Source organism: Thiohalocapsa sp. (assembly GCF_022340605.1).
In the GTDB taxonomy this organism is placed as follows: Bacteria; Pseudomonadota; Gammaproteobacteria; order Chromatiales; family Chromatiaceae; genus Thiohalocapsa.
In genome coordinates this window covers 1-8,515 of record NZ_JAJDNQ010000115.1, presented here as the reverse complement: position 1 = coordinate 8,515, position 8,515 = coordinate 1, and the positions used below count along the sequence as shown (strand labels likewise).

Sequence of the window (8,515 nt, the reverse complement as noted above, 5' to 3'; positions counted from 1 at the left end):
CTGGTCACCGCGGACGAGATTCCCGATCCACAGGCGCTCGCCATCCGCTGCCTGCTGAACGGCCGTGAGATGCAAGCGGGCAACACCGGCGACATGATCTTCTCGGTCGCCGAACTGATCGCGTTCCTGAGTCGGGACACGACGCTGCTGCCCGGCACCCTGATCCTCACCGGCACCCCGCCGGGTGTCGGCGTCGCGCGGCAGCCGCCCGTGTTCCTCGCCGACGGTGACCACGTACAGGCGCACATCGACGGCATCGGTCTTTTGGAGAATCCCGTCATTTCCGCCCGTTGATCGAGGCGCCCGTATGAGAAGTCATTCGTGGTGGAAGGCCGGACCGTGTGTGGCCGGCGCCTTAGATGGGCCGCTCCAAGGCGTCTTCCACCCGCTCCGCGGCCAGCCAGTCGTCCAGTTCATGGCCCGGCGCGAAGCCACGCGCCTCGGCCAGGAAATAGGCGCGATCGGCAACGCGGCAACGGTGACACTCCCGGAGCCGGCGCGCGGCCGCCTCGGTGTCGGGCCTCGGCGCCGTTACGGCACCGGGATGCTCCTCCGGATGTGTCCCCGGATGTGCTCCAGAACGTATCCCGGGGTGCGCCCGGGCCGGGATCTTCGCGGCAGCCGATCGGTCAGGCTTGAGATTGTGCATGCTTCACCTCTATTCGGCACAGAAGACGCATGGGTTACGAGTGATCGGCAAGTCCCCCTTCGTGTACGCCAGTGGGGGCAGCGGTTCCGGAGACGACGTCTCCGGACGGCTCCGAGCAGGAACCCGATGCGCGCTTCAGTTCGCGTCAAACACGCGCTTGAACTGATTATCGGAGCTATGCTTTAGGTACGACATGAGGCATTGGCTGAAGGCGTGCTGGGGTCAAGGCTGGGCATACTCCGGGCGCCGAGATATTCCTTGCCGTTCAGGGCTCGAACCTTCCCGCCTGTCAGCGAATCGTGCACAAACAGGAGTTTAATCCTTGTCACACTTCAGCGATTGCGGCTTCATAGACAGTGGTCTTGGACGATCGGCAAATCCCGACCGCGCAGTCGGGCGCCTGCCTGGACTCGGCATCCCCGGAGGTTCCATGCAGACGCGTACACATTGCGACCCGCGAGCAATCAAGCGCAGGCAATCACGCAAAGCCGAGCTGACCACGCCGCCGCCGCATGCCCGCGACCGAGACCGCTGGCACTGCCCGACCGAACGAGCCCGCACGTGACGCACACCAGAGTCCGCAGGGCATAACGACGTGGCAGGCACATAGCCGCAGCCTCGGAAGCGGCAAACCCTGCACGGGTTGAGCCCATGCGCATGAGCCCGCCTGAGACTGACGCGCAGAACGGCGATAGCAAGACAGACACGCGAGGAGCTACGAAGTCCATGTTCAACCAACAAAGTCGCATTCTCATCGTCGATGACCACCCGCTGGTGCGAGCCGGCCTGCGCAGCCTCATCGATGCAGAACCTGATCTCACCATCTGCGCCGAGGTCAGCAACGTCCGCGACGCCGTTGAGGTGGCACGGGCGGAGGCTCCCGATCTGGTGCTCGTCGACATCTCCCTTGACGACGGCAACGGCATCGAACTGATCAAGCGGCTGAAGGTGCACAACCCGGATCTCAAGATGCTGGTGTGCTCGATGCACGACGAGTCGCTGTTCGCCGAGCGCGCCATCAACGCCGGCGCTCGCGGCTACGTGAACAAGCACCAGGTCACCGAGCAGGTGCTGGAGGCGATTCGCCAGGTGCTGGCCGGCCGCATCTATCTCAGCGAGAAGATGGTGGAGCGCGTCATCAACGGCTTCGCCAAGAAGAAGGACGGCGGCGCATCGAGCATCGAGGACCTGAGCGACCGCGAGCTGGAGGTCTTCGGCCTCATCGGCCAGGGGCTGTCCACCTCGAAAATCGCCGAGCGGCTGCACTTGAGCGTCAAGACCGTCGAGACGCACCGCGAGAAGATCAAGCGCAAGCTGCAGCTCGCCACCGGTGGCGAACTGGTGCGCCACGCGGTGCAGTGGCACATGGAGCAGGCCTGACGCCGCCACCCGCGCCGCCGTGACCTTGAGCGGCGCTAGCTGCCCCAGTGGCAGCGGCTCGGTCGCAGCGGCTCGGCAGCTACTGCGAGCCGGGATACTTCTCAGGCTAGATACGCCAGGACCCTCGCCGACGTTCGGCCCGCCTGGCGCTGACCGATAGCGAGCTGAGGCAACCTGCAACGCGCATACGCGCCCGCGATCACCGCGGCGCGCATGCAATTAACCCATCGCAGGACGCCAACGCATGTCGACCCCCGAGCCGCCGGCTACAGGCGGCAACTGTCCCTCATCCGCTGCCCCGGCGTTGATCGCCGGCCCAGCTCCGGCACCCGTTGCCAGCGCTGCTGCGGGCGACCCGGCCTCACCCGCGCAGCCCGAGCAAGACGCTGGCCGCACCACTGCCCAGTCCGCACCCAACGGCGGACCCCGCGCACACGAGGCCAAGGCGCCGGTGGTGGGCATCGTCTGCTCCGCCGGCGGCTTGCGCGCGCTGGAGGAGCTATTCGCGGCAGTGCCGCCAGCCAGCGGACTCGCCTACCTGGTCATGCCGCACCTCGCGCCCGACGAGCCCAGCATGCTCGTGGAGCTGCTGGGCCGGCACGCGCCCATTCCGGTGCTCGCGGCCGTCGCCGACGCCGAGCCGGAGCCGGACCACATCTACCTGGCGCGTCCGGGCGAGCGCCTGACCCTGCACGGCGGGCGTATCCATGTCGAGCAACTGCGCGCCACCGAACCGTCCAGCACGGCCCTGGACGGCCTCCTGATCTCGCTCGCGGACGACCTCGGCCCCACTGCCCTCGGCGTGGTGCTCTCCGGCACCGGCGAGTCGGGCGTCAAGGGGCTGCGGGCCATCGTCGACGCCGGCGGCTTGAGCGTGGTGCAGCTGCCCGCGACGGCGGAGTACGCGGCCATGCCCCAGGCGGCCATCGACGCCGGTCTGGTCGACCTGGCCCTGCCGCCGGCACAGATCCCAGCCGCCCTGATGGAACATGCCCAGCCCGCGGGCGGCGACATCGCGCATGCGGAGCGCTCCCCGCAGCCGGCCGAGCAGGGCGCGCTGCGCCGTATCCTGACGCTGCTCAGGATTCGCACCGGCTGCGACTTCCGCGACCATCGCCCCAGCGTCGTGAGCCGGCGCATCCGCCGGTGCATGGACCAGCTCGGCATGGGTGACATCGAGGCCTACCTGGGACTGCTGCGCCGCGAGCCCCGGAAGCTGGAGGAGCTTTGCCAGGACCTGATGATCGGGGCCACCGGCTTCTTCCGAGACCCAGAGGCCTTCGACGCGCTCAACCAGCGCGTCATCGAGCCCTTGGTGGAGCACCATCGCGGCGAGGCGCCGATGCGCCTCTGGGTGCCGGGCTGTGGCAGCGGCGAGGAGGCGTACAGCGTCGCCATGCTGGTGCTGGAGGCCTTCAACAAGGCCGGCCGCGCCGCCAACGTGCAGGTGTTCGCCACCGACATCGACCGGCAGGCGCTGGAGCGCGCCCGCCAGGGCATCTACCCCGAGTCGGCCATGCACGGGCTGAGCAGCGAGCGCCGGGAACGCTTTTTCACCAGCCTCGGCGACGGCCGCCAGCAAGTCAGCAAGGCGCTGCGGGACGTGCTGGTTTTTGCAGTGCAGAATCTGCTACGTGATGTCCCTTTCTCTCACATCGACCTCATCACATGCCGCAATGTGCTCATCTACTTGAAGCCAGGTGCGCAGGAACAGGCGATCGCACGGTTCCACTTCGCCCTGCGCCCGGACGGCTACCTGCTCCTCGGCAACATCGAGGCCGTGGGCAACCGCAGCGACATGTTTAAAACCATCTCCAAGCGCTGGCGCATCTTCCAGCGTGTCGGTCCCAGTCGCGGCGACCTCATCACCATGCCACGCCACGATCCGCGGCTGGCCGCGCCCTCTCCAGAACTACCGCCGATGCCGGGCTTCGGTGTTGCGACCGGCTCTCAGGATATCGCCCGGCGGGCGCTGTGCGAGCTCTACGCCCCCGCCGCCGTGATGATCAACGGCGCTTACGAGATCCTCTATTTCCATGGCCCAACGGCGGACTACCTGGAGCTGCCGAGCGGCGAGCCCACCCGCGTGCTGCTGGAGATGCTGCGCAAGGGGCTGCTGTCGCCCGTACGCGACGCCTGCCAGTCGTCCCTGCGTGAGAGACGCCCGGCGCGGGTAAGCAACGCCAACGTACTGCGCGGTAGCAGTCGGGTGCCGGTGGAGATCCTGGTGCACCCGGTGCGCGAGAGCCGGCGCGGCGAGCAGTTGCTGCTGGTCACCTTCCGCGACCGCGGCCCCGCCGCGAAAGCCGAGGCAGCGCAGGCGATCGAGGCGAGCCAGGGCCCGGTGCTCACCGCCGCGGAGCAGTTGGAGCTGGAGCTGCGCGCCACCCGCGACGACCTGCGCAGCACCATCGAGGAGCTGCAGAGCGCGAACGAGCGGCTCATCGCCGCGAATGAAGAGGTCGTCTCCATCAACGAGGAGTTGCAGTCCACCAATGAGGAGCTGCAGACATCCAAGGAGGAGCTGCAATCGCTGAACGAAGAGCTCGCGACCGTCAACAGCCAAATGCACGAGAAAGTGGGCGAGCTGGAGCGGCGCAACGCCGACGTCGGCAACCTGCTCGCCGCCACCAATGCCGCCACCGTGTTCCTGGACCGGGAGCTGCGGATCAAGCTGTTCACGCCGGCGTGCCGGGAGCTCTTGAACCTGCGCCCGACGGACCACGGCCGACCACTGGCGGAGTTGCGGGTGCACGTGGACGACCCGCACCTGCTCGCAGACTGTGGCGCCGTACTGGAGAGCTTGTCCCCGGTGGAGCGGCAGGTCGGCGGTGACGCCGGCCGGCGCTATCTGCGGCGGATTCTCCCCTACCGCAGCCAGGACGACCGCATCGAGGGCGTGGTCCTCACGCTGACGGACATCACCGCCGCCAGTGCAGCAGAGGCCAGGCTGCGTGCCAGTGAGCGCCATTATCGCCGCCGCTTCGAGGACGCCCCCATCCGGATGGTGGAGCAGGACTGGTCCGCCGCGGCCGAGGTGTTACGCGGTGTCGGTCAGGCGGCAGCGGACCCGGCCTTCTTCACCACCCAACCGGAGACCCTCGCCGCCTGCCGCGAGGGTATCCGCATGACCGCGGTCAACCGTGCCGCGCGCGCCCTGCTGGGCATGCCGGACGACGAAGCCGTACCCCTCGCGCTGCCGCGCGCCTGCTGCGCCGGACAGCTCGGCACCGTGCTGGCGGCCTTCGCCGCCGGCCAGCGTGTCGCCCAGTGCGAGGACGAGCTCCGCACCGCATCGGGCCAACTGCTGCCGGTGTTGTGCCAGTTCGCGCTCGTCCCCGGGAGCGAGGAATCCCTGGAGCGAGTACTGGTGATGATCCTGGACCTCAGCGCCCAGAAGGCCCTGGAGCGCCGGCTCGCGGACAGCGAGCAACGCCTGCGCCGGGCGCTGCGGCTGGTGCACGAGGCCGTCTGGGAGTACGACATCGCCCAGGAGCGGCTCTGGTGGAGCGACGAGTACGATCGCCAGTTCGGCAAGCCCACGCCGCTGCGTAAGCCGCTCGCCGAATGGTGGGCCGAGCGCATTCACCCGCACGACCGCGTCGCGGCACAGGCACGCTTGCAGCAGGCCATCGACGAGGCCGCCGAGGGCTGGCAGGCCGAATACCGCTACCGCCGCGCAGACGGTCAATACGTGCCCGTATTGGAGCGCGGCGCGCTGGACCGCGACGCCACCGGCCGGCTCACGCGCGTGCTCGGCTGCATGCTGGACATGAGCGACCTCAAGTCGGCGCAGCGGGCGCTGTCGGAACGCGAGACGCGGCTGCGCTCGGTGCTGGAAGCGGCGGCCGAGGCGATTATCACCGCCGACACCGACGGCCGCATCCTGACCTTCAACCCCGCCGCCGAAGCCATGTTCCGCTGCACCGCGGAGGCCGTGACAGGCACCCCGCTACGCGGGCTCTTCGCACGCGCGAATGGCGCGCCGCCGGACCCTCTGGCGGCACAGGACACCCAACAGCGGCGCACGCTGCAAGCGCGCAGGGCGAGCGGCGACACCTTCCCGCTGGAGCTGTCCGCGCGTTTTGTCGAGGAGCAGGGACTTTGGGTGGTCGTGGGGCGTGACCTGAGCGATCAGCGACGCCTGGAGCGCGACGTCATCGAGCTCAGCACCCGCCAGCAGGAGGAGCTTGGCCGCGAGATCCACGATGGCCTCGGCCAAGAGCTGACCGCGCTCCTGATGCTCTCCCACAGTATCCGCCGGCAGCTGGAGGACCGCCGGATACCGGCAACGCCGGAGGCCTTTGCCCAGATCGAAGAGTACCTGCGCCATGCCCTGGACACCTGCCGTACTATCGCCCGCGGACTGTCCGCGGAAGTCTCGGCACCGGGGCTGGAGAACGCGCTGAGCGAGCTCGCCACCGGCATGGAGCGCGCATCCGGCATTCCCTGCCGATTCGCACACACCGGCCGCAACGTTGCGCTGAGCGAGCAGCAGGCGGCACACCTCTACCGCATCGCCCAGGAGGCGGTCAGCAACGCCATGCGCCACGCCCAGGCCAGGCGGGTGGACATCGACCTGGAGGTGGACGACACGGTGGTCGTGCTGCGCGTGCGCGACGACGGCCAGGGCATACCGCCCGGCGCCAAGCGCGGACTTGGCCTGCGTCTGATGGCTTACCGTGCCGGCATGCTCGGCGGCACCTGCACCGTGCAGGACGCCGCCAGCGGCGGCACCGTGGTGGAATGCCGCGTGCCGCACCAACACTAATAAGGGGCTAGGGGCTAGGGGCTAGGGGCTAGGGGCTAGCCCAGCGTTTCACCTAACGTCGCCGTCGCCGTCGCCGTCGTTGTCGTGGTCGAGTATCCGACCATGACCACGAGCAGAGACTTCGACCTGGTTTCTCGGCTCCGGTCCCACCCGGGTTGGCGCCCTGCAAAATTGCCTGAAACGGGTACTCGGGGCTAGAGAAGGATTTCTCCGCCCCTGCAATCGCATCCAGGCTAATCTTGCTGCTCCTTCTCGGCGATGCGGACCGCCAGCAGGTCGCACACCTCGTGCCGCAGCAGCGAGCGGGAGATGGAGCCGAACAGGTTGCCGAGCCAGGTGTGATCCCGGGCACCGACGATAATCAAATCCACGGCGAGATCCTTGGCGACGTGCTCGATGCTGCGACCGGTGGGGCCGAACTCTACGATGCGGTCCTCGGGCGGCACGCCGATGCGCGCACCCAGTGCGTCCAGCTCCTGCCGGGCGACGTCCACCAGCTCGCGCTCGAGGTCCAGGTCCGACGGCAGCATCGGCTCCGCCATGAAGGCGCCGCCCGCCAGCTCGGTTTCGGGTGGCACGTACTCAACGACGTTCAGCAGCGTCAACCGGGCGCCGAAGCGCTCGCGCATGGCGACGGCGCGCTGCACGACGACCTCGGACTCCGGCGCGAAGTCCACGGCAAGCAGCAGGTGCCGGTAGGGGTTGTCCGACATCACCACCTCCTTCAATAGTTGGGGCTCGCCTCAGATTATATGCGTCGCCGGGCGCCCAATTGATGCCATTTCGAGGTTTCGCCCCCTCTCCGGGCGCGTAGAATGACTCACCGCACCGGCATGCCCCCAACGCCGCCTCACGCCCACACCATGCCCCGCCACGTCACGCCGCTGTCTCTGACCAACGACGACGCCTACCGCAGCTGGCGCGACGCCAAGCTCACCGATCTGCCCACGTCAATGGCAGACCTGGTCGTGGAAATCGGCGATCCACGGCGCCTCGGCAACACCGAAGCGGCGGCCATCCTGGAGCGGTGCCGGCGCTGGAACATGGCCGTGTATCGCTCTTCGGCGGGCGATGATCCAGATAAGGAGATCCTGCGGCTGCTCGGCCAACGCTTCGGGCTGCACCGTCTGGACCGGAACCCGGGCGCCGATGAGGACGCCATCACCGCCGTCACCATCCGCACCGACGCCCTACACGGCGGGTTCATTCCATACACCGACAGGCCCATTGCCTGGCACACCGACGGCTACTACAACAGCCCGCAACGGCAGATCAACGCTTTCATCCTGCACTGCGTGCACGCCGCCGCGGATGGTGGCGAGAATGCCCTGCTGGACCCGGAGATCGTCTACATCCGCCTGCGCGATCGCGACCCCGCCCACATTCACGCATTGATGCACACCCAAGCCATGACTGTTCCGCCGCATGTCGTCGATGGTGAGGTCCTGCGTCCGGCGAGCACCGGCCCGGTGTTCCGCAGCGGCGTGCGCGGCCGGCTGGCGATGCGCTATACGGACCGCAAGCGCAACATCCAGTGGCGGGACGACCCCGCGACGCGGGCCGCCGTGGCCGCGCTGCGGGAGGTCCTCGCGGCCGCGGACACCCCGGTGCTGCGCCTGCGCCTGGAGCCCGGCTGGGGGATCATCTGCAACAACGTGCTGCATTCGCGCACGGCATTCAGCGACACGGGGCAACCGCGGCTGCTGTATCGGGCA

General features: G+C 68.3%; 6 protein-coding genes. 4 read left to right on the top strand and 2 right to left on the bottom strand.

Annotation, left to right across the window (positions count from 1 at the left end; translation table 11 throughout):
• Positions 1-294 (top strand): fumarylacetoacetate hydrolase family protein (locus tag LJE69_RS14980; RefSeq protein ID WP_296926503.1); only part of this gene is annotated, 294 nt, incomplete at its 5' end.
• A 61-nt stretch (positions 295-355) separates the two neighbouring features.
• Here the strand turns inward: LJE69_RS14980 and LJE69_RS14975 are convergent.
• Positions 356-649: a DUF2934 domain-containing protein gene (locus LJE69_RS14975; protein WP_296926501.1), complete on the bottom strand. Its 294-nt coding sequence runs from the start codon at positions 647-649 to the stop codon at positions 356-358.
• Positions 650-1,375: 726 nt separating this feature from the next.
• On the opposite strand from LJE69_RS14975, the gene LJE69_RS14970 reads away from it, so the two are divergent.
• Both LJE69_RS14970 and LJE69_RS14965 read left to right on the top strand, forming a co-directional pair.
• A complete protein-coding gene (locus LJE69_RS14970) occupies positions 1,376-2,029 on the top strand; it encodes a response regulator transcription factor (RefSeq protein WP_296926499.1) in 654 nt (217 codons plus the stop codon).
• 244 nt (positions 2,030-2,273) lie between these two features.
• Complete coding sequence (locus LJE69_RS14965; RefSeq protein ID WP_296926497.1) at positions 2,274-6,800, top strand: CheR family methyltransferase; 4,527 nt, start codon at positions 2,274-2,276, stop codon at positions 6,798-6,800.
• 233 nt (positions 6,801-7,033) lie between these two features.
• Here the strand turns inward: LJE69_RS14965 and LJE69_RS14960 are convergent, their stop codons facing one another.
• On the bottom strand, positions 7,034-7,513 hold the full coding sequence (locus tag LJE69_RS14960) for a universal stress protein (protein ID WP_296926494.1): 480 nt from the start codon (positions 7,511-7,513) through the stop codon (positions 7,034-7,036).
• A gap of 150 nt (positions 7,514-7,663) precedes the next feature.
• Here LJE69_RS14960 and LJE69_RS14955 point away from each other — a divergent pair.
• A partial coding sequence (locus LJE69_RS14955; RefSeq protein WP_296926492.1) for a TauD/TfdA family dioxygenase occupies positions 7,664-8,515 on the top strand: 852 nt, incomplete at its 3' end.